The sequence below is a fragment of the Bacillus sp. FSL K6-2861 genome (assembly GCF_038630725.1).
Taxonomy (GTDB): Bacteria; Bacillota; Bacilli; order Bacillales; family Bacillaceae; genus Bacillus; species Bacillus velezensis.
In genome coordinates this window covers 3,153,168-3,177,446 of record NZ_CP152037.1, presented here as the reverse complement: position 1 = coordinate 3,177,446, position 24,279 = coordinate 3,153,168, and the positions used below count along the sequence as shown (strand labels likewise).

General features: G+C 46.7%; 23 protein-coding genes. 17 read left to right on the top strand and 6 right to left on the bottom strand.

The window, feature by feature from the left end:
• Positions 1 to 118: 118 nt before the first annotated feature.
• The gene (gene yugI / locus NYE62_RS15760; RefSeq protein ID WP_007408653.1) at positions 119 to 511 is read left to right on the top strand and encodes a S1 domain-containing post-transcriptional regulator GSP13; all 393 of its coding nucleotides are present in this window, start codon (positions 119 to 121) and stop codon (positions 509 to 511) included.
• Between the two features lie 47 nt (positions 512 to 558).
• On the opposite strand, the gene NYE62_RS15755 is transcribed toward yugI, so the two are convergent.
• A complete protein-coding gene (locus NYE62_RS15755; RefSeq protein WP_003152104.1) occupies positions 559 to 795 on the bottom strand; it encodes a DUF378 domain-containing protein in 237 nt (78 codons plus the stop codon).
• Between the two features lie 231 nt (positions 796 to 1,026).
• Between NYE62_RS15755 and NYE62_RS15750 the strand changes: the two genes are divergently transcribed.
• Together NYE62_RS15750 and NYE62_RS15745 are read left to right on the top strand one after the other, a co-directional pair.
• A complete protein-coding gene (locus NYE62_RS15750) occupies positions 1,027 to 2,190 on the top strand; it encodes an iron-containing alcohol dehydrogenase (protein WP_007408652.1) in 1,164 nt (387 codons plus the stop codon).
• 86 nt (positions 2,191 to 2,276) lie between these two features.
• Positions 2,277 to 3,449: an iron-containing alcohol dehydrogenase gene (locus tag NYE62_RS15745; RefSeq protein ID WP_015418091.1), complete on the top strand. Its 1,173-nt coding sequence runs from the start codon at positions 2,277 to 2,279 to the stop codon at positions 3,447 to 3,449.
• 280 nt (positions 3,450 to 3,729) lie between these two features.
• Here NYE62_RS15745 and ycaC read toward each other — a convergent pair whose 3' ends face one another.
• Together ycaC and NYE62_RS15735 are read right to left on the bottom strand one after the other, a co-directional pair.
• Entirely contained in the window at positions 3,730 to 4,374 is a 645-nt protein-coding gene (gene ycaC, locus NYE62_RS15740) for an isochorismate family cysteine hydrolase YcaC (protein ID WP_014418745.1), read from the bottom strand.
• A 124-nt stretch (positions 4,375 to 4,498) separates the two neighbouring features.
• Positions 4,499 to 5,065 carry an NADPH-dependent FMN reductase gene (locus NYE62_RS15735; protein ID WP_144664230.1) on the bottom strand — a complete coding sequence of 189 codons (567 nt, stop codon included), beginning with the start codon at positions 5,063 to 5,065 and terminating at the stop codon, positions 4,499 to 4,501.
• A 397-nt stretch (positions 5,066 to 5,462) separates the two neighbouring features.
• Here NYE62_RS15735 and NYE62_RS15730 point away from each other — a divergent pair, with 397 nt between their 5' ends.
• From NYE62_RS15730 to NYE62_RS15720, 3 genes are all read left to right on the top strand, one after another.
• The gene (locus tag NYE62_RS15730; protein ID WP_007408647.1) at positions 5,463 to 6,815 is read left to right on the top strand and encodes a glucose-6-phosphate isomerase; all 1,353 of its coding nucleotides are present in this window, start codon (positions 5,463 to 5,465) and stop codon (positions 6,813 to 6,815) included.
• A 65-nt stretch (positions 6,816 to 6,880) separates the two neighbouring features.
• Positions 6,881 to 7,234 (top strand): hypothetical protein, encoded by a 354-nt coding sequence (locus NYE62_RS15725; RefSeq protein WP_015418089.1) that lies wholly within the window; start codon positions 6,881 to 6,883, stop codon positions 7,232 to 7,234.
• Positions 7,235 to 7,256: 22 nt separating this feature from the next.
• Positions 7,257 to 7,661, top strand: a complete 405-nt coding sequence (locus NYE62_RS15720; RefSeq protein WP_012118292.1) for a YugN-like family protein — start codon at positions 7,257 to 7,259, stop codon at positions 7,659 to 7,661.
• Here NYE62_RS15720 and NYE62_RS15715 read toward each other — a convergent pair.
• Positions 7,658 to 8,644 carry a potassium channel family protein gene (locus tag NYE62_RS15715; protein WP_007408644.1) on the bottom strand — a complete coding sequence of 329 codons (987 nt, stop codon included), beginning with the start codon at positions 8,642 to 8,644 and terminating at the stop codon, positions 7,658 to 7,660. The genes NYE62_RS15720 and NYE62_RS15715 overlap by 4 nt on opposite strands.
• On the bottom strand, positions 8,641 to 8,895 hold the full coding sequence (locus tag NYE62_RS15710; RefSeq protein WP_023357104.1) for an atypical membrane-integrating protein: 255 nt from the start codon (positions 8,893 to 8,895) through the stop codon (positions 8,641 to 8,643). The genes NYE62_RS15715 and NYE62_RS15710 overlap by 4 nt, the downstream gene beginning before the upstream one ends.
• Positions 8,896 to 9,027: 132 nt before the next feature.
• On the opposite strand from NYE62_RS15710, the gene NYE62_RS15705 reads away from it, so the two are divergent.
• From NYE62_RS15705 to NYE62_RS15675, 7 genes are all read left to right on the top strand, one after another.
• Positions 9,028 to 9,291, top strand: a complete 264-nt coding sequence (locus NYE62_RS15705) for a hypothetical protein (RefSeq protein WP_015418085.1) — start codon at positions 9,028 to 9,030, stop codon at positions 9,289 to 9,291.
• A gap of 46 nt (positions 9,292 to 9,337) precedes the next feature.
• On the top strand, positions 9,338 to 10,015 hold the full coding sequence (locus NYE62_RS15700; RefSeq protein WP_003152125.1) for a zinc metallopeptidase: 678 nt from the start codon (positions 9,338 to 9,340) through the stop codon (positions 10,013 to 10,015).
• Between the two features lie 42 nt (positions 10,016 to 10,057).
• Positions 10,058 to 11,347: a hemolysin family protein gene (locus tag NYE62_RS15695; protein WP_003152126.1), complete on the top strand. Its 1,290-nt coding sequence runs from the start codon at positions 10,058 to 10,060 to the stop codon at positions 11,345 to 11,347.
• Positions 11,348 to 11,436: 89 nt separating this feature from the next.
• Positions 11,437 to 13,095 (top strand): alpha-glucosidase, encoded by a 1,659-nt coding sequence (locus NYE62_RS15690; RefSeq protein WP_342497044.1) that lies wholly within the window; start codon positions 11,437 to 11,439, stop codon positions 13,093 to 13,095.
• Positions 13,096 to 13,216: 121 nt separating this feature from the next.
• Positions 13,217 to 13,639 (top strand): secondary thiamine-phosphate synthase enzyme YjbQ, encoded by a 423-nt coding sequence (locus tag NYE62_RS15685; RefSeq protein WP_012118289.1) that lies wholly within the window; start codon positions 13,217 to 13,219, stop codon positions 13,637 to 13,639.
• Positions 13,632 to 14,663, top strand: coding sequence for a nitronate monooxygenase (locus tag NYE62_RS15680; RefSeq protein WP_199022121.1), 1,032 nt, complete (start codon positions 13,632 to 13,634; stop codon positions 14,661 to 14,663). Before NYE62_RS15685 ends, NYE62_RS15680 begins: the two co-directional genes overlap by 8 nt.
• Before the next feature lie 25 nt (positions 14,664 to 14,688).
• A complete protein-coding gene (locus NYE62_RS15675; protein WP_007408636.1) occupies positions 14,689 to 14,940 on the top strand; it encodes a hypothetical protein in 252 nt (83 codons plus the stop codon).
• Positions 14,941 to 14,957: 17 nt separating this feature from the next.
• Here the strand turns inward: NYE62_RS15675 and NYE62_RS15670 are convergent, their stop codons facing one another.
• Positions 14,958 to 15,695, bottom strand: coding sequence for a protein-glutamine gamma-glutamyltransferase (locus NYE62_RS15670; RefSeq protein WP_007408635.1), 738 nt, complete (start codon positions 15,693 to 15,695; stop codon positions 14,958 to 14,960).
• Between the two features lie 141 nt (positions 15,696 to 15,836).
• On the opposite strand from NYE62_RS15670, the gene NYE62_RS15665 reads away from it, so the two are divergent.
• The 4 genes from NYE62_RS15665 (at position 15,837) to NYE62_RS15650 (ending at position 24,230) form a co-directional block, all read left to right on the top strand.
• On the top strand, positions 15,837 to 17,822 hold the full coding sequence (locus tag NYE62_RS15665; protein WP_039254112.1) for a methyl-accepting chemotaxis protein: 1,986 nt from the start codon (positions 15,837 to 15,839) through the stop codon (positions 17,820 to 17,822).
• Positions 17,823 to 18,006: 184 nt separating this feature from the next.
• On the top strand, positions 18,007 to 19,995 hold the full coding sequence (locus NYE62_RS15660; protein WP_039254114.1) for a methyl-accepting chemotaxis protein: 1,989 nt from the start codon (positions 18,007 to 18,009) through the stop codon (positions 19,993 to 19,995).
• A gap of 127 nt (positions 19,996 to 20,122) precedes the next feature.
• Entirely contained in the window at positions 20,123 to 22,108 is a 1,986-nt protein-coding gene (locus NYE62_RS15655; RefSeq protein WP_007408632.1) for a methyl-accepting chemotaxis protein, read from the top strand.
• A 115-nt stretch (positions 22,109 to 22,223) separates the two neighbouring features.
• The gene (locus NYE62_RS15650) at positions 22,224 to 24,230 is read left to right on the top strand and encodes a methyl-accepting chemotaxis protein (protein ID WP_039254117.1); all 2,007 of its coding nucleotides are present in this window, start codon (positions 22,224 to 22,226) and stop codon (positions 24,228 to 24,230) included.
• Positions 24,231 to 24,279: the final 49 nt, after the last annotated feature.

Below are 24,279 nucleotides of genomic sequence, written 5' to 3'. Positions count from 1 at the left end.
TTTATCTGTGCTTAAACATGATGATGTAAAAAAGTTCTCTTTGCGAAAAACAAACTTGTATGATATAATTTTAAATTGCGTATAATCTGTATTTAATTTAACTTAGGAGTTGTTATGAATGGCAGCAAAATTTGAAGTGGGCAGTGTTTACACTGGTAAAGTAACAGGATTACAAGCGTATGGTGCGTTTGTTGCATTAGATGAAGAAACTCAAGGACTTGTTCACATTTCTGAAGTCACTCACGGTTTCGTAAAAGACATTAACGAGCACCTTTCTATCGGTGACGAAGTACAAGTAAAAGTACTTGCGGTTGACGAAGAAAAAGGCAAAATCAGCCTTTCTATCCGTGCGACTCAAGCGGCGCCTGAAAGAAAAGAAAGCAAACCAAGAAAACCGAAAGCGGCTCAAGCTTCTGAAGAAACATCTGCTCCGCAAGGTTTCAACACATTGAAAGATAAGCTTGAAGAGTGGATTGAACAGTCCAACCGCAAAGACCTTATCAAAAAATAATCATTAAAAAAAGCACCGGATATGTATGTTCGGTGCTTTTTTTATGTTTATCTGACTTCCGGATTTGCCGCTTCCTCGCGGGATGTTTCTTCGTTCGGCTTAAACAGCAGGCCGAGATTGATCAGACCGGCGATGCCGACAAGGCCGTAAATAATCCGCGACAGAGCTGATCCTTGGCCGCCGAAGATGGCTGCTACTAAATCAAATTGGAAAAACCCGATCAGTCCCCAGTTAATAGCGCCGATAATCGTTAATACGAGACAGATACGCTGAATAACACTCATGTAAACAACCTCCTCTATGAATTCGTGAAACAGTTATAGATTGTGACAAAGCAAAGAATCTATGCATACTACATTCTCCGCCGTGTAAAATCACACACTGTCTCAGGCTGTACAAGTGCCTTTCCCGGGAAGCCGCTGTCTGTAAACCATGTGATGCGCCGTCAAAAAAGCGGATTGCTTTACATTGAACGTCATCTTTCTGCATAATATAAATCCAAAGGAGGAGATGTCATGCAAAACTTTACATATTGGAATCCGACCAAATTGATTTTCGGAAAGGGAGAGGTTGAAAAACTTCCTGAAGAAATCAAACCGTACGGAAAAAACGTGCTGCTCGTATACGGAGGAGGCAGCATTAAGCGCAGCGGTCTTTATGATCAAGTAACCGAACTTCTGAAAAAAGCGGGAGTTACCGTACATGAATTGGCAGGCGTAGAGCCGAATCCGCGTGTCTCAACGGTGAACAAAGGTGTTGCGCTCTGTAAAGAAAACAGCATCGATTTCTTATTGGCCGTCGGCGGCGGAAGTGTCATTGACTGCACGAAAGCCATCGCGGCGGGCGCTAAATATGACGGCGACGCGTGGGATATCGTCACGAAAAAACACCAGCCGAAAGAAGCGCTGCCTTTCGGAACAGTGCTGACACTTGCGGCAACCGGTTCAGAGATGAACTCCGGATCAGTCATCACAAACTGGGAGACACAAGAGAAATACGGATGGGGGAGCCCGCTCGTTTACCCTAAATTCTCTATTCTCGATCCGGTAAACACATTTACCGTTCCGAAAGACCACACCATTTACGGCATGGTCGATATGATGAGCCATGTGTTTGAACAATATTTCCACCACACGTCAAACACGCCGTATCAGGACCGGATGTGTGAATCGCTTCTGCGCACGGTGATTGAAACAGCGCCGAAGCTGATCAATGATCTGGAGAACTACGAGCTTCGTGAGACGATTTTATATACAGGCACGATCGCATTAAACGGAATGCTGTCAATGGGCGCAAGAGGGGATTGGGCCACACACAACATCGAGCATGCGGTATCAGCGGTTTACGATATACCGCACGCCGGAGGTTTAGCGATTCTGTTCCCGAACTGGATGAGACATGTGCTCAAAGAAAATCCGGCCCGCTTTAAACAGCTTGCCGTCCGTGTCTTCGATATTGACGAGACAGGCAAATCAGATGAAGAGATCGCACTTGAAGGAATCAGCAGGCTATCTGATTTCTGGACGAGCCTGGGCGCTCCGAACAGACTCGCTGATTATGATATTTCTGATGAGAAGCTGGATACGATTGCAGATAAAGCGATGGCAAACGGAGCATTCGGACAGTTCAAGTCACTGCAGAAAGAAGACGTGCTTGCGATACTGAAAGCATCATTGTAATAACATAAAGGGGGCGGCCGGATTGGCAGCTCCTTTTTTTCTGTGTTATAGTAATTCCCTTACGATTTTTTTGGAGGTCATGATAAATGGAGAACTTTACGTACTACAATCCGACGAAACTGATTTTCGGAAAAGGTCAAATCGACCAATTGAAAAAAGAGCTGAAGCAATACGGGAAAAACGTGCTGCTTGTATACGGAGGCGGCAGCATTAAGCGAAACGGCCTGTATGACCAAGTAACAGGCATCTTAAAAGAAGAAGGCGCAGCCGTTCATGAGCTTGCGGGCGTTGAACCGAACCCGCGTCTGGAAACGGTAAATAAAGGAATTGAGCTGTGCAGACAGCATGAGATAGATTTCCTTCTCGCAGTCGGCGGCGGAAGTGTCATCGACTGTACAAAAGCGATTGCGGCCGGTGCGAAATATGACGGCGACGCATGGGACATTTACAGCAAAAAAGTAACGGCGCAGGACGCGCTCCCGTTCGGCACGGTGCTGACGCTTGCGGCGACAGGCTCTGAAATGAACCCTGATTCCGTTATCACAAATTGGGAAACAAACGAAAAATTCGTATGGGGCAGCAATGTCACTCATCCGCGTTTCTCCATTTTAGATCCTGAGAATACTTTCAGCGTTCCGGAAAACCAAACCGTATACGGCATGGTGGATATGATGAGCCACGTATTTGAACAATACTTCCACAATGTTGAAAACACGCCGCTTCAGGACAGAATGTGTTTTGCGGTCCTTCAGACGGTAATTGAAACAGCGCCGAAACTTTTGGAAGACCTTGAGAACTATAAGCACCGTGAAACGATTTTATACGCGGGTACGATCGCATTAAACGGCACGCTGCAAATGGGCTATTTCGGCGATTGGGCTTCCCATACGATGGAGCACGCCGTATCAGCGGTTTATGACATCCCTCACGCGGGAGGACTTGCGATTCTGTTCCCGAACTGGATGAGATACACGCTGGATACAAATGTAGACCGTTTTAAAAACCTGATGCTCAACATGTTTGACATTGATACTGAAGGCAAAACGGATAAAGAAATTGCGCTTGAAGGGATTGATAAATTGTCCGCGTTCTGGACAAGCCTCGGCGCACCGTCCCGCCTTGCGGATTATGACATCGGTGAAGACAAGCTTGAGCTGATCGCAGACATCGCCGCAAAAGAAATGGAATACGGCGGATTCGGCAATTTCCAAAAACTGAACAAAGATGACGTACTTGCCATCTTAAAGGCGTCACTGTAAGATACATTCCCGGCCGGGGTGAAGATGAAATAGATTTTCAAGATGCAGATGTAACCGTTTTGGGAGTCCCTTCATTAGTGCATCAAGAGCAAGTGAAACACCCCTTGCCATGAGACAACTATGGAAATCTCACATGATGCGGATTTGACTCCCTGTTTCTGTACATTTAGCAGAAAAGGATCAATTGACTTTGCGATTGCCGATCATCTATTTACACAAAATCTAAATCATGAAGAGCCGCGAATTTAAAAAAGGGGCGCTGATTCAATCAGCGCTCCTTTTATGCATTTTGTGTACTAAGATCCCGCTGCGCCCCCATATAGCTTCCCATTAAGTTTTGATAACCGGGAAGATGACTGGAGATTAATGCGCCAAAACCTTCAACATCGTTGCGCCAATCACGCTGTAACTCGCATGCTACGCTGAACCAGTTCATAAGCTGCGCGCCGCCATGAGCCATACGCGTTAATGATGCATCTGCTACTTGCTTATTAAACGTCCCCGAAGCATCTGTCACAACAAACACTTCGTAGCCTGCTTTAATGGCAGAAAGCGCAGGAAAAGCAACGCAGACGTCTGTTACAACCCCCGCGATAATCAGCTGTTTTTTGCCAGTCGCTTCAATGGCTTTAACAAAGTCTTCATTGTCCCATGCATTAATTTGTCCGGGACGGGCTATTTTTGGCGCATCAGGAAAGAGATCAACGAGTTCTTGCATGAGCGGTCCGTTGGGTCCATTTTCAAAACTCGTTGTTAAAATAACCGGTAAATCAAAGAATTTAGCCGTATCACCGAGAGCCAATACATTGTTTTTAAATTCATCAACGCCATAGTCACGCACGAGACCGGAAATAAGGCCGGTTTGATGGTCAACTAAAAGCACGGCAGCATCATCTTTTGAAAGACGGGAATAAAGATCAGACATTTTATCATCCTCCTTGAATTAAGGCAAGTAAGTTTGTGAATTGAAAACGGTAAATCTATTCATATGCTGTATAGAAAGAAAGTTATTTCTGAGGTGACTTTTCGTGAGGGGGATGATCCTTCAATTAATTTGGAACGGGAACCGGAGCATGATCAATCCAATGGATGAACTGTTGTAAATAGCGTTGAAGATAACGTTTTGTTTGTTCATCCGTAAGTATGTTTTGAGCGGAATCAATTTTCTCATGGACTTGCGAAATCAGCATTTTTTGAAAGGGCAAAACATTGACTTGCATAGCTTCGAGTACTTCTCGCATTTGCGTTTGACCAAAGGCAGTACCGAACCCTCCGGGGGTTGCTCCTATTAAGCCAACCGGTTTTCTGTTTAAAACAGAAGAGGTCCGCGGTCTCGATGCCCAGTCCAATGCATCTTTTAATACCCCTGGAATTCCGGAATTGTACTCTGGACTTACAATGATGACGCCGTCAACGTCTTGTATATCAGCTCTAAAGGATGTTACGGAGTCTGGTGCTCCGGCAATTTCTAAATCTTCGTTAAAAAAAGGAAGACTGTCTATTTCAACCCAACGAAATTGAGCCGCATTATCGAAGTCAATCAATGATTGAGCAATTGCTCGATTATACGAGTTTTTTCGTAAACTTCCACAAATAAGACCAATGGTTTTAGTCATAAAATCACCTCCCGGTTTAAAATCACTTTCATCTTAACACGATACTCCAAATATAGACACTATTTTTAAAATTGGACATTTATTCCTTAATATTCCTTCGTGGCAGCCTCTCAAGAGGAGTACTGTATAAAAAGAAACGTCCCATCGGGATTGGCGATGGATGTCATCCTGCTCCAAAGTAAAGGTGATACGTTCCTGGATCACCAACATTCGATTCGTTATGCCTCTCACGATTATTACAAATATAACCATATCGAATCCGGGATATTGTATAAAAAATGAATGCATTTTTAGCGCAAATCCCGTATTCATCATGCTTTCTTCATGACTTGATTTAGCGGGTGAGTTCATATAAAGTGAAAGAGAAAACAATTCACCGTGATGGAGGGACAAGCAAATGACGCATGTACGCTTTGATTACTCAAGAGCGTTACCTTTTTTCAATGAACATGAACTTACATACGCACGTGATTTCGTAAAAACGGCACACCATAATATCCATGAAAAAACAGGCGCCGGAAGCGACTTTTTAGGATGGGTGGACCTCCCTGAAAACTACGATAAAGAAGAATTCGCGCGCATTAAAAAAAGCGCTGAAAAAATCAAATCAGATTCAGACGTGCTTCTCGTCGTGGGTATCGGCGGTTCATACTTAGGCGCCCGCGCGGCGATTGAAGCGCTCAATCATTCTTTCTATAACGTTCTGCCGAAAGACAAGCGCAAAAACCCTCAAGTTATCTTTATCGGCAACAATATCAGCTCAACTTATATGAAAGATGTTATGGATCTTTTGGAAGACGCTGATTTCTCTATCAATGTCATTTCTAAATCAGGCACGACGACGGAACCTGCAATCGCTTTCCGGATTTTCCGCAAACTTCTTGAAGAAAAATACGGAAAAGAAGAAGCGAAAGCGCGGATTTACGCGACGACAGATAAAGAGCGCGGCGCTTTAAAAACTCTTTCTAATGAAGAAGGCTTCGAATCATTCGTTATTCCTGATGATGTCGGCGGACGTTTCTCCGTTCTGACTGCGGTAGGTCTTCTGCCGATTGCGGTAAGCGGGGCTGATATCGATGAAATGATGAAAGGCGCTCTTGATGCAAGCAAAGACTTTTCCAGCTCGGAATTAGAAGAGAACGCGGCTTACCAATACGCCGTCGTCCGCAACGTTCTGTATAATAAAGGAAGAACCATTGAAATGCTTATCAACTATGAGCCTGCGCTGCAATACTTTGCGGAATGGTGGAAGCAGCTCTTCGGCGAAAGTGAAGGAAAAGATGAAAAAGGCATCTATCCTTCTTCCGCTAACTTCTCAACAGACCTTCACTCTCTCGGTCAATACGTGCAGGAAGGCAGACGCGATCTGTTTGAAACTGTATTAAACGTTGAAAAACCGAAGCATGAGCTGACAATTGAAGAAGCGGAAAATGATCTCGACGGCTTAAATTACTTAGCCGGCAAAACGGTCGATTTCGTCAACAAAAAAGCGTTCGAAGGCACGATGCTTGCCCATACAGACGGAAAAGTGCCGAACTTAATTGTCAATATTCCGGAGCTTAATGCATATACATTTGGATATCTCGTCTATTTCTTTGAAAAAGCGGTGGCGATGAGCGGTTATCTGCTCGGAGTCAACCCGTTTGATCAGCCGGGTGTTGAAGCCTATAAGGTGAATATGTTCGCGCTTCTCGGCAAACCGGGCTTTGAAGAGAAAAAAGCAGAGCTTGAAAAACGCCTTGAAAAATAAAAAGAAAGGCTGGCCCTCAGCATGACGGGTCAGCCTTTTTTAAACCGTGAAAGGTGTGATGATGAATGATACGACTCTTATGTAAGCATGCCGTCATTTCCGTCTGTTCCGCCGCTATTGTCTATTCGGCACTAAAACTGTCTCCTGAATCCCTCTTACAAACCATCCTGTTTTTCGCTTTCCCTCTCGGCTTGTTTACGGACATGGTCCGGCTGAAACTGAAGATTGGCCGGATGCAGTCGCTGATCACGAAGTGCTGTCTCTATGCCGCCGTTTTCTATATTTCAACGGAAGCCGTTCTCTCCGCAATTGTGACGTATGTTCTGATTGAATGCGCCGTTATCTCTTTCCGGCGTCTGTCTGCCGCTCCCGATTCTTCCCGGGCGCCGTATGAAGATGCCGCAGAGCGGGGACGCTAAAGACAAAAAGGAGCATATGCACATGATCAGCATTCCATCTTCACTTGAAGGGCAATCGTTTTTACTCCGCGAACTGGAACAGGTGCTGAAACCGATCGGTTATACCATCGGAGGCGGCTGGGAGTATGACCGCGGGTTCTTTGATTACAAAATTTCCGATCAGGACGGCTATTTATTTCTCCGTATCCCTGTTGAAGCAAATAAGGGACACCTGGATGAACGGGGGGCCGCCGTTACAATCGGCACCCCCTTTTTGCTGAGGCACGTCTATCAGGAGGAAACGGATGATCACGCAGGCGGCGGTGTTTTTGAGTCATTATTCAACCAATTCTCCGAGCCGAAACGGCGGGATGCAGCAATTGACCGCTCATATACAGATATCGGCATCTCGCTTGTGAAAGAGCTGGAAGACGTCCTGCTGCATTAAAGAGCCAAAAACAGATCAGTATCGAGCACCTGGTATGACAGGGGAGGGGTCAGCATCGGCCCCTCTTCTTTTTGTATGCCGATGATCGTGGTATTCCGTTTGAGATAATAGAGCGCACAGTCATGATAAGATGAACCCTTTAATTCCTCGGGGACGGGAATGATGCGCACCTTTTTCTCCAGCGTCAGATCTGACAGCGTTTGCGGTTTGGCAAGCTGCAGCTTGACCCGGTAATGCTCAAACATCACCCGGCTCGACAGGCGTGATGTGCACAGAATCTTATTGGCTCCTGCGCGCTCGGCGTTTTTGACATACCGTTCCGTTAAAATTTCCACGATACAATAAACGGACGGATGCAGCCCTTTGATGGCGAGAAGCGTTAATACCGACAGCATATCAGCTTCGGATTCATTTTTCTGCTGGTCTGCTGTCAAAATGACGGTATCGGCTTCCGTAATATTCGCCTTATTGAGCGTACTGTCATCAGCGGCATGTCCGCGGATGAAATGGACGTTTTCAATAAGCGGCCCTTCCCTTAATGAATCATCAATCAGGACGACAGTTTTTGACGGTGCGATGTGCTGCAGTTCTTTCAGCAGCATATGCGACTTCTCATTCCATCCGATAAGAATGACGTGCCCCTTGCCTTTAAAGGCGACCTTGCCTTCGACATAGCGGTGCTGTTTGCTGAACACGGCTGAAGAAAGCGTGGCGAAATAGGCGGTCACAAAACTCGCTCCGCTTAATACAAGCACCATGCCGGCAATCTGCCCGAGCGGCGTCTGGGGAACGTAATCGCCGTAGCCGACTGTGGCCACCGTAATAACCGCCCACCAAACCCCTTCAAACACAGACGTGAATTGCTTCGGTTCAAGCATGTAAATGAGTTGGCCGAACAATAAAATCAAGGCGATAATGATCAGTCCGATCCGAACATATAACGGCCATCTCAGCCAGGAAATAAATAAACGGTTTGATTTCATTCGCCCGGCTCTTCTTTCGACAGAGAGATGGATAAAATCTGCTTAATAATGGTGTTTAGTTTTTCGTCCAGCTGTTCCTGGCCGTATGAGTCACGCGCATGTCTGATTAAATCGGCCGTCTCATCTTCAAACTGTATGAGAGGTTCGTCGTTTTCCGCCTCATTATAGAGCTGGATAAAGGCGTCAAGCCCCTCGTTCATTCTGTCTATCGCATTGCTCAGCTGTTCTTTCTCGCCATTTGTCACTTTCATGTCGATCACACCTGTATCTTTTTTTATACAGTATGTCCCAGTTCGTTTGATGTCTTTCAAAAATCGCCGAAAACATATTCACCCTCATTTTTTCATATGATAAAGAAAGCGGACCGAAAAAGGGTGAGTCAAATGACAGTCATTCAAAAACTGCTGGCGGCGCTGGCCGGAGCGCAGCTGCTCGCTTCGGCGGCCGTATTGCTTATTTTCGATTTGAATGGATACAATCATATGTCCGGCGGATTTTCATGGCTTGTTTTTGCAAAAGAGACCGCAGGCACGTTTCCGTTTTACATCGGATTGGCCGGGTGTATCCTCATCATGCTCGGAGGTTTGATTCCTGTCAGAAAAAAGAAGCGGATTTCTGTACAGGAAAGCGGACAATCATTAAAATAATATATAAGCAAATCGTACGATATAAGAGAAAAAGGAAGAGGATAATATGCTGTTTATCTTTTTAACAATTGCTGCATTGGGATTGTCGTTTTGGGCACAATTTAAAGTGAAAAGCAATTTTCAGAAATACTCAGACGTAGAAGCTTCCAGTCAGCGGACGGGGGCGGAAACGGCAAGACGGATTCTTGATATTAACGGTTTATATGATGTGCCGGTAGAACCGGTAAGAGGCACTTTAACAGACCATTACGACCCGACGGAGCGGGTGGTGCGTTTATCTGAGCCGGTATATTACGGCCGCTCCATTTCCGCCATTTCCGTCGCTTCCCATGAAGTCGGACATGCTTTGCAGCATCAGGAATCATACGGCGCGCTTGTGCTGAGGCACAAAATTTTTCCGGTCGTCAATTTTGCCTCCGGGGTTGCCCCTCTGCTTTTCTTGGGCGGGATGCTCCTGGGCAGCTTGAACTTAATCGGACTCGGCATTATTTTGTTTTCGGCCGCTGTTTTTTTCCAGCTTGTCACACTGCCTGTCGAGTTTAATGCCAGCGCGAGGGCGAAGCGGATTATCGTGTCGGAAGGATTCATTCGCAACAGTGAAGAACACGGCGTGAATAAAGTGCTGAACGCCGCCGCGCTGACGTATGTGGCTGCGGCGCTCGTTTCATTATTCGAGCTGCTTCGTTTTGTGATGATTTTCTTAAATGGTCGTGATGAGAATTAACACGAAGGAGGTGGCCCCTTACCGTTTGCGGTAGGGGTTTTTTTGCTTATATTAAAACTGATTCTCATTATGCTGTTAATCGGATTAACGGCCATCTTTGTCGCTGCGGAATTTGCGATTGTCAAAATCCGCGGTTCAAAAATCGCGGAGCTGGTTGAAACCGGAGACAGCCGGGCGCTCGCGGCGCACAGGGTGATTTCAAATCTCGATGAATATTTATCAGCGTGCCAGCTCGGCATTACGATTACGGCGCTCGGACTCGGCTGGCTCGGTGAACCGACGATTCAGCGGCTTCTTCATCCTGTTTTCAGCCTGATCGGAATGCCGTCATCCATTACGCACGTCGTCACGTTTATTGCAGCGTTTATCGCCGTCACGTATCTGCACGTCGTCATCGGCGAGCTTGCGCCGAAAACGATATCCATTCAAAAAGCTGAAGCCGTCAGTCTGTGGACGGCGAAACCGCTCATCCTCTTTTATAAAGTGATGTATCCGTTTATTAAGCTGTTAAACGGCTCAGCCGGATTTTTGGTCAAGCTGTTCGGTTTTCATTCGGTGAAAGAACATGAGGTCGTGGTCAGTGAAGAAGAATTGCGGCTGATTTTGTCTGAAAGCTATAAAAAAGGTCAAATCAATCAATCTGAATTCCGTTACGTCAATAAAATATTTGAATTCGATAACCGGGTCGCCAGAGAAATCATGGTGCCGCGCACCGAAATCGCCGTCATCTCGCTTGAACAGTCAGTTGATGAAGCCATACATTTGATCATCAACGAACGGTATACGCGATATCCGGTTATTAAGGAAGACAAAGATCACATTCTCGGCATTATTAACAATAAGGATTTATTTAAGGCGTATTTTCTCGGCCGCTCCATTGAATTAAAAGAAATTATGCGTCCGGTCATCAGAGTCATTGAAAGCATCCCCGTTCAGGAGCTTTTGATCCGCATGCAGAAGGAGCGGATTCATATGGCGATTCTCGTTGACGAATACGGCGGCACGGCGGGACTTGTGACCGTCGAAGACATATTGGAGGAAATCGTCGGGGAAATCCGTGATGAATATGACCAGGATGAAATGCCCCACATCGTCAAAAAAGGCGAACACCACTATGTGATGGACGGCAAGGCGCTCATAGAAGAGGTGAATGATCTCCTTGATATCGCCATCGAAAATGAAGACATTGACACGATTGCCGGCTGGCTCTTAACACAAAAAATGGAGCTGAAAAATGGTGATGTGTTTCATGCCGAAGGGTGTGAATTTAAGGTGCTGGAAGCGGAAGACCATCATATCCGCTTCGTTGAAATTAAAAAAACTGATTTCTGAGCCTCCTGCTTTTGCAATGAGGCTTTTTTTATGGAAAAAATGCTTCTTCGTCCCGCTCCTTCATATGCTGTAAAGAAAGGAGTGTCGGTATGAAAACGGATTGGTGGAAAACGGCGGCCGTCTATCAAATTTATCCCCGAAGCTTTATGGATTCGAACGGGGACGGAATCGGCGACATGAACGGCATCAGAGCAAAACTTCGTTACATAAAAGAGTTGGGGGCGGATGTGATTTGGCTTTGTCCCGTTTTTGACTCGCCGGGCGCGGACAACGGCTACGATATTCGGAATTATAAACAAATTGCCGGCGAATTCGGGACGATGGAGGATTTTGACCGGCTCCTTGCGGATGTCCATGCGCTCGGCATGAAGCTGATTATAGACCTCGTCATCAACCATACAAGCGATGAGCACCCTTGGTTTATCGAATCACGCTCGGCGAAAGATTCCGAAAAACGGGACTGGTACATCTGGAGAGACGGAAAAAACGGCAAAGAGCCGAACAATTGGGAAAGCATTTTCGGCGGATCAGCGTGGGAATATGATCAAGAGACCGGCCAGTATTACCTGCACCTGTTTGACAAAAAACAGCCTGATTTAAATTGGGAAAACGAAGCGATGAGGCAGTCCGTTTATGAGATGGTCCGCTGGTGGCTTGATAAAGGCATAGACGGCTTCCGGGTGGATGCCATTTCTCACATTAAGAAAAAAGAAGGGCTCCCTGACATGCCGAATCCGGACGGTCTCCCGTACGTCCCGTCTTTCCCGTATCATATGAATGGGGAAGCCATAATGGATCTCTTAAGAGAGCTGAAACGGGAAACATTTTCGCGCTATCCGATCATGACGGTCGGCGAGGCGAACGGAGTGGCGGCTTGGGAGGCGGCTGATTGGGCCGGTGAAGAAAACGGCGTCTTTCAAATGATTTTTCAATTTGAACATCTCGGCCTCTGGGATACGGAAGATGATCAAAGCATCTCCATTCCGGCGCTTAAGCGCGTCTTGTCCGGCTGGCAGAACAGTCTTGAAGGAAAGGGCTGGAACGCGTTATTTATGGAGAACCACGATCAGCCCCGTTCCGTCTCGGTATGGGGTGACGAACGGTTTTTGACAGAAAGCGCCAAGGCACTCGCCGCGATGTATATGCTGATGAAAGGCACGCCGTTTATTTACCAGGGGCAGGAGCTCGGAATGACCAATGTTTCGTTCCCATCCATTGAAGATTATGATGACGCCGCAATGAAATATCTGTATGAAAAAGAGACGTCCCGCGGCGTTCCGCATGAAAAAGTGATGAAGATCATCTGGAAGAAGGGCCGGGATAATTCACGGACACCGATGCAATGGAGCGGTGAGGCGAACGGCGGGTTTTCTGATGCTTCTCCGTGGCTCGGAGTGAATCCGAACCACACATGGCTGAATGCTGCATCACAATTGCAGGATGAAACATCCGTATACCATTTCTACAGACGGCTGCTCACCCTCAGAAAAGAACACGGCGTATTGATCAGCGGCACATACGAATTGCTGCTTCCGAATGACCGGCAGATTTATGCCTATCTAAGAAAAAACGGAACAAAAACCGCCCTGATCATCACAAATCTGTCCCGAACCCCCGCTTTATACAGGCATCCCGGTTATCCGCTTGACTCCGATTCTCTCGTGCTTGCAAACGCAGAGACAGAAGCGCACCGCCATGTAACATCCTTTCTTTTAAAGCCTTATGAGGCCCGCGTATATATATGGTGAAAAACTTCAGTCCCGAGGCTGAAGTTTTTTGTGATCTGCGTTTATCATCGCGATCCGACAGGAAAAGACAAATACAGAAACGAATATGGGAAAGGAAGAGAAAAAGAAAGGAGGCATCTATATGCTGAAAAAATTGCAGATTCAAACAAACAGACGGGATGAAATGATCGACATCACACATGAAGCTGAAGCGTTTCTCCGCAAAACAGGCGTAAAAAACGGTTTGGCGCTCATATACTGTCCCCATACAACCGCCGGCATTACCATAAATGAAAATGCCGATCCGGATGTGAAGAGGGATATGCTCAGAAGGTTTGATGAAATGTATCCGTGGGAGCACGAACTGGACCGGCATATGGAGGGAAATACGGCAGCACATATGAAAGCGAGTACAACCGGCGCCTCCCAGCATGTCATCATAGAAGACGGGCGCCTGATACTCGGAACATGGCAGGGCGTTTATTTTTGCGAATTTGACGGTCCGCGAAACAGAACATGTTATATCAAAATACAGGCTGAACCGGAGGAAAACACAAATGAGTGAGTGGATGAGTGCATTATCATTAACAAAGCCCGTCATTCAGGCGCCGATGGCCGGCGGGCTGGTCACGCCGCGTCTGGCTTCGGCGGTATCAAATGAAGGGGCGCTCGGAAGCCTCGCTTCAGGATACGTCAGTCCGCAAGCGCTTGAAAAACAGCTTATCGAGATGAAAGAGCTGACGGACCGCTCCTTTCAAGTAAATCTTTTCGTCCCGGAAGAAAGGAAGATGCCTGAGCCGGAACTTGTTGAAAAATGGAAAGCCCGCATCCCGAGGGCCAAAGACGCCAAGCCGTTCTCTGATCTGAAAGAAGAATGGAATGATTTCGAGGAAAAAGCGGAGCTTCTGATCCGTTACGGAGTCAAAGCGTGTTCATTCACCTTCGGCCTGCCGCCGGAAGAAACGGCGGAAAAGCTGAAGAAAAGCGGTTGTTTCCTTTTCGGCACGGCGACAACGCCGGAGGAAGCGAAGGCCTTTGAAGAACGGGGGATGGACGCCGTTATCCTTCAGGGAATAGAAGCCGGCGGACATCGCGGGTCGTTTCTGCCGGTTAAAGGAGAACCGGCTCTCGGCCTTATGGCGCTGATTCCGCAGGCTAGAGACGCGCTGAATATCCCGGTGATTGCGGCAGGCGGCATTTTTGACCGCCGCGGCGTGCAGGCGGCCCGATGTTTGGGTGCGGACGGCGTTCAAGTAGGAACACCGTTTCTCCTTTGTGAAGAAAGCAGCGCCTCACCGGCATATCAAAAAGCCATTGCCGAATCAAAAGGAGCCGACACGCGGCTGACCACTCTGTTTTCGGGAAAACAGGCGCGGGGAATCGTGAATCAGTTCATGAAAACATATGAGGCTGACGAGGGAAATACGCTGCCTTATCCGCTGCATAATACGCTGACAAAGCCGATGCGCGGGCACGCGGCTCAATCAGGAGACGCGGAGTATATGTCTTTATGGGCCGGCCAGTCCGCCGCGAAACTTGAAGGGCCGACAGACGTGAAAACCGTTTTGGACGGATTGTGCGAATCATAATCCAGAAATCGTGAGGTGATGGATGATGAAGATTCTTCAAATGTCCTATAAAAAAAGAGGGACTATTGAGTTTGTCTTTGAAGATTTTCCGCATTCCAAAGTCACCATGGCGCCGATTAAAGGGTATTACTTTGTCCGCGCCATTAAATGGAGCCGACGGGACAGAGCCGTCACCCGACATGATTTAGAGAAGTTTGAATGGGCTGCAAACCAAGCGCTCGGCACGACGGCTTTTTACCGGAAAAGAAAAGCATTCCGCATCCCATCGTCACAATGACAGACGATGGGATTGTTTTAATGCATGATCTGATAAAGCGCGGGTGCATCAAGCCTTGTTGCCTGGTTAAGCAGATAAGCCGGCTGCACGGCATTTTTTTTTCTTAAAGAATTCAATCTCTGGATGATTTGTTCAGCGGTCAGAATCCCGAGACCGTGGGCGAAATATTGATCATTCCCCATCACAATGACATTCTCTCCCCGCCACTGAGCCTTTGCAGGATTAAAATCAGGATTTTTAAAATATAAACAATCTCCCCGTAAAAAGTGGCTGCCGGTTTCCGTGTAGATCGGCAGATGCTCATAGTGCCAGTCATACAAAGTGATATCCCGGAAACGCCGGTTAAACCGTTCTTCACCGATTGTCTTTAAGACGGCCAGATAATAAATCACAACAATGGCGGTAGCGCATTCAAATGCGTAAAACGCCCCATTTTCAATAATGTCCCGAATCGCTTTTGAAGCGGGGATTCTGTACTTCAGCTCCAAGGCTCCTTCCGGCGTCACTCTCCAATAAGCCGTATTTCCGTATGTTTTGGCGAAAGTTGCAAATTTCACACCTGATCCGTGCAGTTCTCTTGCGGCTTCCACAATATGGCGGCGCAGCCGCACCTCGAACATCAGTTCAGCAATCGACCCGTAATCGAATTGTACGGGAGAATTGAGCAGTTCATTTATATACGGAACAAGGCTTTCTTCCGTCTGCCAGTTCGCGATGTCCTGAGGCCGTAGCACTTGGCCGGATATGATAATCATCTGCGCGCCCCCTATCTTTTTTTATAAGATATGCAGGAAGCTTGGGCAATGAAAATCAAGTCATAAAAAAGGAGGAAATGTTAACAAAATGTGAAGACTGAGCCGATATATAAGGTATCACACTTGAGGGAGCAGCTTAATATGAAAAAATTCATTAATTGGTGCACAAAGGCATCGATTTCACGTAAATTAATCATTTCATTTATCGTGATCTTAATCATACCGATTCTCGTGTTAGAATTCAGTTCATACCATACGGCGAGCAATTCGCTGGATGATCAGATTTCAGGCAACGCGAAAAATAACATCGAATCTTTTAACACAACGATTACAAATGATATCGGCGCAAAAGCAAAGGCAATTGAATTTTTCAGTGAAACGTTAAAAGGGTCATCCTTCTCAAAGAAAAACATGTCTGCTCTTGAAGAAAAGTTCGGGCAATACACGTCTATTCATAAGGACGTAGCCCGCATTTACGGAGGAACGGAAGACGGCAGCTACGCACAGGCGCCGAAGGAGAATACTCCGGCCGATTACGATCCGAGAACACGCACTTGGTATAAAGACGCTGTGAAGGCTGGCGGCACGCTCGTTGTCACCGACCCTTACACCGCGGCAAGCGACGGCAGCATGGTCGTTACCGTGGCAAAGCAGATGCAGGACGGAACAGGCGTAGTGGCCATGGATATTACGATTGACCAGCTGCTGAAGCAAATGCAGGGAATCAAAATCGGACAAAAAGGATTCGTGTTTATCACGTCCAAAAATAAAACCTATGTCGCGCATAAAGACCACAAACCTGGCGATAAAGTTTCAACCCCGTGGCTGAATGAGGTATACAGCAAAGACAGCGGCATTATTTCATACAAGCTCGATGATCAAAATAAAAAAATGGCGTTTACGACAAATAAACTGACCGGATGGAAAATAGAGGGGAGCATGGAGCTCACCGAAATTAAAGACGCCTCACAACCGGTGCTGACGATGGGAATGATCGTCCTTGCAGCATCCATTATTATCGGGGGAATTTTAATTCTGTTGATTGTCAGATCCATTACGTCACCGCTGAAACGGCTTGTCCGCTCTTCTAAACAAATCAGCGGCGGAGACTTGACTGAAACCATTGATATCCGCTCGAAAGATGAATTGGGCGAACTCGGCGCGAGCTTTAATGAAATGGGAGAATCTCTGCGCGGACTGATCAGCGCGATCCAAAACTCTGTCGACAATGTGGCCGCGTCATCAGAAGAGCTGACTGCTTCAGCTTCGCAGACAAGCAAAGCGACGGAACATATTACGATGGCGATTGAGCAGTTTTCAAACGGAAACGAAGAGCAAAGCGAAAAAGTCGATTCAAGCTCAGCCAAGCTGAATCATATAAATGACGGACTCGCCGCCGTTTCCCGCACATCATCATCCATTACGGAAGCATCTAAACAATCGAAGGAAGCTGCCGGCACAGGGGAAGAATATGTGCAGCAAACCGTCGGGCAGATGAATCTCATCAATCAATCGGTCCAGCAGGCGGAAGCGGTTGTAAAAGGCCTTGAGGCCAAATCAAAAGACATCACTCATATTTTAAGAGTCATCAACGGCATTGCCGATCAGACAAACCTGCTTGCTTTAAATGCAGCCATTGAAGCGGCAAGAGCCGGTGAATACGGGCGGGGCTTCTCAGTGGTAGCCGAAGAAGTGCGCAAGCTTGCCGTCCAATCCGCCGGTTCTGCCAAAGAGATTGAAAAACTCATTCAGGAAATCACGGCTGAGATTAATACATCACTTCACATGTTCACATCCGTTAATGAAGAAGTTCAATCAGGACTTGCCGTGACGGACCGCACGAAAGAAAGCTTCCAGAATATCTTCGGCATGACAAACGATATCGCCGAGAAGCTTCAATCGATGAACGGCACGGTTGAACAGCTGTCAGACAGCTCCCAGCACGTTTCAGCCGCAGTGACGGATATTGCGGACGTATCTAGGGAAAGCGCAGCAAGCATTCAGGATATTGCCGCATCCGCAGAAGAACAGCTTGCATCAATGGAAGAAATCAGCACATCCGCCGATACTTTGGCGCAAATGGCCGAAGAACTGCGGGAATTAACGAAACAATTTAAAATCAACTAGTAAAAAAGGACGCTTTCCGGAGGGAAGGCGTCCTTTTTTATAGTGACAGCCGGATAATTGAATAAAAAGTCTTGCATACAAAGGGAGTACATAGAACTATTTTTCATTTATGACTTAATTTTCAATGTAATAAAAAGGGAGTTGGCCGATATAAACAGTAAATGATTGAAAGAGGTTTACAAAATTGAAAAAAACAGCAAAAAAAATCGCCAGAAAATCAATAGCCAAAAAACTGATCATTTCATTTTTACTGATCTTAATCATTCCGGTAGCAGTATTGGCTGCCGGCGCCTACCGTTCGGCGGCTTCATCCGTTGAAAAGCAAATGATGGAAAGCGCCGAAGGAAATGTGCAAATCTTAAACAATATGATTGATGACCGGATCGGAATGTTTACAAAAAGCTCAGCATATTTCAGCGAATGGGCGACAAGCGCTAAATTTAAAGAAAAAAACCAAACGGAAATGCAAGAAAGGTTCAAACAGTTTATTGAAAGCAATGATAAAGCATCCGCCGTATTTTCAAGCAGCAAGGAAGGAACGTTTACCCGTTATCCGCATGCCGATATGCCGGCCGATTTCAATCCGCTTGAAAGAAGCTGGTATCAGGAAGCTATGGAGAATAAAGGCCAAACCATCATCACAGACCCTTATGAGTCCATCTCAAACAAAAAGATGGTTGTCACCATGGCCCGCGCGGCGCAAGACGGATCAGGCGTCGTCGCCATTGATATAAAAATCGACGATCTCATCACGATGACAAAAGAAGTGAACATCGGAAAAGAAGGATACGCCTTTATCCTCAGCAAAAATAAAAAAGCCGTTGCCTACAGTGATGAAAAAGCCGGCGCGGCGGTATCGGGAAAATGGGTTGATACATTATTCAGCGGGCAAAAAGGCGACTTTGAATATACGCTGAACGGGAAAGCGAAAAAAATGGCGTACGTGACCAATGAAGCGACGGGCTGGAAGATCAGCGGAACCATGTCCGTGGAAGAAATCAAGGATGCGGCAAGACCGGTTCTGACTCTGGCCGTTATCATATTGGCGATAGCCATTGCCGCAGGGATGATTTTCATTTATTTTGTCATCCGCTCAATTACCAAACCGTTAAAACGTCTCGTAGCTTCAGCGGAAAAAATCAGCGGCGGAGATCTGACGGAAACCATTGATGTCAGCTCTAAAGATGAGCTGGGCGTGCTCGGTAAAAGTTTTAATCATATGACAGATTCACTCCGTTCGCTTATTCAGGGAATTCAGGACTCTGTTGAACATGTCGCTTCTTCCTCAGAGGAGCTGACGGCTTCGGCTGAGCAGACGAGCAAAGCAACGGAACATATCACCCTTGCGATTGAACAGTTTTCTAATGGAACGGAAGACCAAAGTGAGAGTATTGATAAAGCGACAGCCCAAGTGAATGAGATGAAAGACGGGCTCAGTGATCTGGCGGAAGCGGCAGCCGTGGTGACGGAAACGTCAATTGAATCGGCGGAGATATCCGGCGCCGGTGAGCGGCTTGTCAAGAAAACAGCCGGCCAGATGGGCGCCATTGACCAATCCGTAAGTAAAGCGGAGCAAGTCGTACAAGGGCTTGAACTCAAATCGCAGGACATCACCAGCATTTTGCGCGTCATTAACGGCATTGCCGATCAAACGAATCTCCTTGCTTTAAATGCAGCCATTGAAGCGGCAAGAGCGGGAGAATACGGACGCGGTTTTTCAGTCGTTGCCGAAGAAGTGAGAAAGCTTGCCGTCCAATCCGCCGATTCAGCGAAAGAAATCGAATCCTTAATTCATGAAATCGTCAAAGAAATTCATACTTCGCTCGGAATGCTGGAATCCGTCAATCACGAGGTGAAAAGCGGACTTCAGTTAACGGACGAAACGGAAAAAAGCTTCCGGGACATTTCCGTTAAAACAAATCAGATTGCCGGTGAACTGCAAAATATGAATGCAACCGTGGAACAGCTTTCTGCCGGGTCTCAGGAAGTATCAAACGCTTCAGAGGATATCGCGGCCGTCTCCAGACAAAGCGCGGCCGGCATTCAGGACATCGCGGCTTCAGCTGAAGAGCAGCTTGCGTCCATGGAGGAAATCAGTTCCTCCGCCGTCACGCTGGAAAAAATGGCGGAAGAATTACGCGAACTGACAAAGCGTTTTAAGATAAACTCTTAATTAAGTCTAAAAGACTAATTTTAAGATAGGTAAAAAGTATGTTTCGTTATATTTCTTCTTTTTGGATGTGTATAATTACCCATAATTGCCGATATGAAGGGTAAACACGCAAGAGGAGATATAGCAGATGAAAAAAATTGTGCAAATCATCAAGCAGAGATCGCTTACAAGAAAACTGCTCATTTCTTTTTTGGCCATACTCATTCTTCCTATTTCAACGCTGGCTTTTATCGCCTATCAATCGGCGGTAAGCACGCTTGACAGGCAGATGATGGGAAGCGCACTAGATAATGTGCAGCAGATTAACGATATGATCAACACAAGCATCAGCCAAAAGGAAGACGGAACGGCATATTTCAGCGACTGGCTCACAAAGGATCGGTACAAGCCGAAAAACCAATCGCAAATTACCGATAAATTCACAGAGTACATGAAGATCAATAAAGACGTGGAATCCATTTATACGAGTGACACGGAAGGACATTTCACACGGTATCCGGATCTGCAGATGCCTAAAGGATATAATCCGCTTGAAAGAGACTGGTATAAAAAGGCCGTGGAAAATAAGGGGAAAGTTGTTGTAACAGATCCTTACCGCACGGCTTCCACCAATACGATGGTCGTGACGGTCGTTCAGCAGACGAAAGACGGCTCAGGAGTCGTCGCCATCAATATGAAAATCGATGAGCTTCTGAAAACGACAAAGAAAGTGAACATCGGAAAATCAGGCTACGCTTTTATCCTGACGAAAGACAAAAAAGTGGTCGCCCACCCGAACCGCACGTCAGGCACAGTATTAAACGGGGAGTGGGCTGAACAGCTGTTCACCAGCAAAAAAGGTGATTTTCAATACAAATACGACGGCCAGGAAAAGAAAATGGCTTATGATACAAACGGGCTGACAGGCTGGAAGATTACCGGAACGATGTATCTGGACGAAATTCATGAAGCGGCCCTGCCGATCCTTCATCTGTCCCTGCTCGTTCTCGTATTAGCGATTGTGATCGGAACCATCGTCATGGTGCTAATTATCCGTTCAATCACAAAACCGCTCAAGCAGCTTGTGACATCATCGAAACAGATCAGTGAAGGCGACTTAACAGAAACGATCGAGATTCAGTCAAAAGATGAATTAGGCGAGCTTGGCAAAAGCTTTAACAATATGGCCGCTTCGCTCAGGTCTCTCATCCATGCCATCCAGGATTCCGTGAATAACGTCGCATCTTCCTCAGAGGAGCTGACGGCTTCAGCGGAGCAGACAAGCAAGGCAACCGAACATATCACACTGGCGATCGAACAATTTTCTAACGGAAATGAAAGCCAAAGTGAAAACATTGAAAGCGCGGCGGAACATATTTACCAAATGAACAGCGGGCTTAAAGATATGGCGAAAGCATCTGCCGTCATTACCGAATCCTCCGCCACATCAGCGGAAGTCGCCAATTCAGGCGGAAAGCTCGTCCACCAGACGGTCGGCCAAATGAACGTCATTGACCGGTCAGTGAAAGAAGCTGAACAAGTGGTGCGCGGACTTGAAACAAAATCAAAAGACATTACAAACATTCTCCGTGTCATTAACGGAATCGCTGACCAGACAAACCTTCTTGCGCTGAACGCGGCAATTGAAGCCGCACGTGCGGGTGAATACGGGCGGGGCTTCTCAGTCGTCGCCGAAGAGGTCAGAAAACTTGCGGTCCAGTCTGCCGATTCAGCGAAAGAAATCGAAAGCTTAATCATAGAAATCGTCAACGAAATCAATACATCTCTCGGCATGTTCCAATCCGTCAACAAAGAGGTGGAGAGCGGACTGGATATTACGAATCAGACCGAAACGAGCTTCAAACGGATTTCTGAAATGACGAACCAGATCGCCGGAGAAATTCAAAATATGAATGCGACGGTAGAACAGCTGACAGCAGGCTCTCAGCAGATTTCAGGAGCTTCTGAGCAAATCGCGTCCATCGCAAAAGAAAGCTCCGCCAGCATTCAGGATATTGCGGCCTCCGCCGAAGAACAGCTGGCTTCAATGGAAGAAATCAGTTCGTCTTCGGAAACGTTATCCCAAATGGCGGAAGAATTACGTGATATGACGAAACGATTTAAAATAGATTAATAGGTCATAGAACACCCAAATGTGCTGTTTGGGTGTTTTTTTTAGTTTTTTTAATAAATCTTTTGTCCTATCTGACGATATTAGATTTAGCTTTTCAAAGAAGGAGACTGAAAAAATGAAACAACTGATACATTGGATCAAACAGCCATCCATCAGCAAGCCGCTGATCGCGGCATTTTTAGCCGTATTGGTGCTTCCGGTCGGCATACTCGCCTACTTCAGCTACCAAACGGCGGGGAGTACATTAGAAAGCGAACTGACCCACAGCGCCCAGGGAAATGTCAGCGAACTGAACAGCGTGCTGGAAAACATGCTCGAAGGCAAGCTGAAAGCGATTGACTACTACAGCGAATCAATCACTAAGGAAAAACTGAACACAAAAAATAAATCGGTACTGCTCGACAATATGAAGCAGTATGTCACCGTAAATGACGATGTCGCGTCAATTTACGCCGCGTCTCGCGACAAAGCGTTCGTGAAATATCCGTCCGTTGATATGCCGTCCGATTATAATCCGCTCACGCGCGAGTGGTACACAAAAGCGGTTGAAAAAAGCGGACAGCCGGTGTTTACCGAGCCTTATAAAGACGCTGCAACCGGACAGACGGTCGTTACGATTGCCCAGCAGACAAAAGACGGATCAGGCGTTGTGGCGCTTGATATTAATCTGGGCGACCTGCTGAACGCTTCCGAACGTGTGCAGATCGGTCATAAAGGATTTGCCTTCATTACAACGGGAGATAAAAAATACATCGCCCATCCGACTATAAAAGCGGGAACGGAGGGCTCCGGAGAGTGGATGAAAGAAGTATTTTCCAAATCAAGCGGATCGTTTGAATACATGTTTGAAGGACAGCAGAAGAAAATGGCCTTCACGACAAACAAACTGACGGGCTGGAAAATCGCCGGCACATTTTTTGTCAGTGAGATCCATGACGCAGCCTCGCCTGTCATGAAAATGGCGCTGATCATCCTGGCGGTTTCTCTTATCGTCGGCGGTATTTTAATCTTTTTTATCATTCGCTCGATTGCAAAACCGCTCAAAAAACTTGTTTCAACATCAGCTAAAATCAGTGACGGCGATTTAACGGAAGTCATTGACATCAAGTCAAAAAATGAATTCGGGCAGCTCAGCCAAAGCTTCAATGAGATGTCGGCATCACTCCGGTCTGTCATCGGCGTCATCCAATCATCCGTCGAACATGTCGCTTCTTCATCCGAAGAGCTGACGGCATCCGCCGGACAGACAAGCAAGGCGACAGAGCATATTACACTGGCGATTGAACAATTCTCAAACGGAAACGAATCACAAAGCGAGAAATTGGGAGAAAGTGCTGATCATCTTTCCCAAATGAATGCCGGCATTGCCGAGACGGCGAATGTATCGGCGGAAATCACTGAATCCGCCATCCAAACCTCTGAAACGGCCGGAAGCGGAGAAGAATTAGTGGCGAAAACGGTAGGCCAGATGAAAACAATTGATCGTTCCGTACAGCAGGCGGAAGCGGTCGTAAAAGGGCTGGAAACGAAGTCGCACGACATTAAGAGCATTCTCAACGTCATTAACGGCATTGCCGATCAAACAAATCTGCTTGCCTTAAACGCTGCCATTGAAGCAGCCAGAGCAGGCGAATACGGGCGGGGCTTCTCCGTCGTTGCGGAAGAAGTGAGAAAGCTTGCCGTACAATCAGCCGGCTCCGCGAAGGAAATCGAAACGCTGATTCAGGAAATCGTCAAAGAAATCGCCACATCGCTTTCCGTATTCCAAGCGGTGAATCAAGATGTGAAGGAAGGCCTCGATATTACGGATCAAACGGCCGAAAGCTTCAAAAAAATCTCAGAAATGACGACTCAGATTTCAGGCGCCTTGCAGCATATGAACGGAACGCTTGAGAAGCTTGCAGCCGGGTCGCAAAATGTGACAAACGCGGTGGAGGACATTACCTCAGTCGCCAAAGAAGGGTCCGCCGGCATTCAAGACATCGCCGCCTCAGCTGAAGAGCAGCTGGCCTCCATGGAAGAAATCAGTTCATCCGCCGAAACGCTTGCGCATATGGCTGAAGAACTGCAGCAGGTCACACGGAAATTTACGATTCAGTCTGAAGACGAAGAACAGCTGTAGCGAGCTGTTTCTTTTCCTCATCTGAAAAAAGCGATACACTAATATAAAA